The 2,611-nt window shown below is 62.2% G+C and carries 2 protein-coding genes; both read right to left on the bottom strand.

Going from position 1 to position 2,611, the window contains the following annotated elements:
• On the bottom strand, positions 1–1,697 hold a 1,697-nt coding region (locus tag GY725_17560), incomplete at its 3' end, for a PDZ domain-containing protein (GenBank protein MCP4005997.1).
• Between the two features lie 100 nt (positions 1,698–1,797).
• Positions 1,798–2,586: a DUF58 domain-containing protein gene (locus tag GY725_17555; protein MCP4005996.1), complete on the bottom strand. Its 789-nt coding sequence runs from the start codon at positions 2,584–2,586 to the stop codon at positions 1,798–1,800.
• Positions 2,587–2,611 lie beyond the last annotated feature (25 nt).

The following is a 2,611-nucleotide window of genomic DNA, read 5'->3' as shown; positions in this document are numbered from 1 at the left end:
TGCTGGTCCGACGCGCTGCGATACGTGACGTTAACTCTCTGGCCTCCCCAGAACGTCCGTTCGAGCTCGCGGAAGCGGCGTCGGTTCAGGATGGGCGTGTCGTTGATTCGCAGGAGCCGGTCGCCCGGCTCCAATCCGGCACCTTTCAGGCAGGAATCGCTCTGCAATTGCTTGATCGTCAGACCGTCGAGGCGAGTCTGGTCGAGACTGCGTTCGATTTCGACGCCGAAATCGGCGGCCTCTTGTGGAACGCAGATCAGCCGCAACGTTTGCGGCCTTCCATCTCGCTCGATTCCTACCTCGACTTCCTGCCCCGAGAAAAACGAAAGATTGGTGAATTCGTCGAGCGTCGCGATTTCCGTTTGGTCCACCTTCACGATGCGATCGCCGACGTTGATCGGCGCCCGATCGGGATTGCTCAGGGGATCGAACGCCGCGACCGTGACGCCGCCGTCGCCATCCTGTTCGCATGCAAAGCCCAGCGTGCCCGGGAACCGGTGCGGCAGGTGCATCATCAGCGTTTTGGTTTCGCCGCCGCGTGATACGCCGATTTCGATCGAGTCGCCTCCGAGCCAAAACATCCGGTTCATGTAGTAGCCGAGGACGGTGTCGATCGGCTCCCCACTGGCCGTCAACAGAAAATCGCCCTCTTGTATGCCCGCCTTGTGAGCAGGGGAATCGGTCGGGCACTCCGCGACCACGGCCCGTCCCGTCTTGGCATCGTCCCGGACGACCATGCCGGGCGGCGACGGCATCTGCCAGCGGACGGCCTGTGACTTTTGTGCGGTGGTGCCTTGCTGCAAATTGCGAAGCTCGTCGACCAGCAACCCGCAAGCGTCTTCGACCAGGGCCTTGGTCCGCTGGTCTTCGACGTGCGGATATTCATGCACCAGGAATCGCAATGCGTAGGTGTGCCGCCAAGTCGAGTCCCAGACGTCGGTCCGCAGTTTGCCGGAGCGAACCATGTAGACCACGTAATCGAGCGTTTTGGAGAGCGCGGCCTCGATCGCCTCGGGATTGACTTCGACGTGCTCCCGCAGCGAATGTCCGCACAGCGACGCCTGCGTCACCAGGCCGACGGTTCCGCCGGCTTCGGTCTTGCGTCCGCCGAGAAACCGGAAGGAGCCGTCCTCGTTTTGCAGCTCCAGCAGGAGACTCACCTCATCGTCGATGAACTTCGCGACCGTTTCGGGGAAAGGTAGGGGACCATAGACGTCGATTTCGAAATCCGCCAACTTACGGCGTCCGTCTGCCGAGATCCCTTTCGCGCCCAGGATCTCGTACCGCGTTGCGCCGGTCGCCGGCTTGAGTGGACGCGTCGGGTTTTCCGGCGGCCGGACCCGTTTCGCCAGCGAGTCGGGCAACCTGACGCCCGCCTCCTCGATCCGCTTGGCGAACGCGAGGATCCGGGGTTCCCACGTGGAGACCGAACGCTTCACGATGGCGGGCAGTTCCGCCTTGTCGAGCTTCGCCTTGTTCTCGACCAGTTCCTCGAGGGCCGCGAGCGCCGGTTCGTACTCCTTGGCGGCCACGTGCTCTTCGATCCGATCCAGAGCGGCCAAAGCCCGGGTGTAGTTCTGCCGCATCTCCTGGTACTGCCGTCGGGCAACGTCGGGCGGTTGAGACCGGGCCAGATGCGTACTTGCCGTCGCCAGGACCGCGACGATGACAAACGCTGCACAGTGGTGTCGCTTCATTTGATATCCCTCGGTTGTTGTCGCCCATAGTCGTCTTTCGCTCTGCGAAAGAAACGCTACGATCTGCGCTACTTTCGCGGAGCGAAAGGCGACTATCCGCTTACCACCTCCGATGCGATACCTGACGTCGTTGAAGATAGTCTGCGAAGAGGTTGCCCATGTTCCGGCTCGTGTCGCAGAGGACTCGCTCGCACCGGTTGGCGTTGCAGATCTCTTCCAGCCTGGCATTGTGCTCGCCAAGTGCGTCCAGGTACGCGTCACGGATATCGTTGGGCCGTGCGAGGACTTGCTCGTCCATTTCAATGCCGAGGAATCGGATGGTGCCGGAAAAGTCGAAGGCGAGCTCATCGTGATGCATGACCTGCATTAGCACCACCTCGTGGCCGTCGTAGCGGAGCCTTTGCAGCCCCGCCACCAAGTCGTCTGGCTCGACCAGCAGATCGCTCAAGATGATGACGATGCCCCGGCGGCCGGCCCGCGCGGCCAGGTCCAACAGCGCCGGGCCCATCTGCGTTTTTCGAGTCGGTTCGATCTGGTCGACGGCCGTGGCCATTTGCAGGACCTGGGCCATGGTGTTCGACGGCTTCAATCGATCGCGAATCTCTTCGTCGAACAGCGCTAGGCTGACCTTGTCGGACTGCTCAACAATCAGATGCCCGAGCGTGATCGCCAGCCGGGCGGCGTAGAGCAGCTTCTGCGTGTCGGCTTGGCCGTAGCGCATCGATTCCGACACGTCGAGCATGAGATGGCAGACGAGGTTCGTCTCCATTTCGTATTGCTTGATGACGTGCCGGTCCTGGCGGAAGTAGACTCTCCAGTCGAGATGCTTCACGTCGTCGCCGGGCACGTACTGGCGGTGGCCGGCGAACTCGACGGCGAATCCGTGCATCGGCGACTTGTGGGCCCCCGTCAGC

Source organism: bacterium (assembly GCA_024226335.1).
GTDB lineage: Bacteria > Myxococcota_A > UBA9160 > SZUA-336 > SZUA-336 > JAAELY01.
This window is presented reverse-complemented; position numbering and strand designations above follow the sequence as displayed.

Coding starts and splice junctions, on each gene's coding strand:
- GY725_17555 (MCP4005996.1), bottom strand. CDS start 2,586: ATGCACGGATTCGCCGTCGAGTTCGCCGGCCACCGCCAGTACGTGCCC.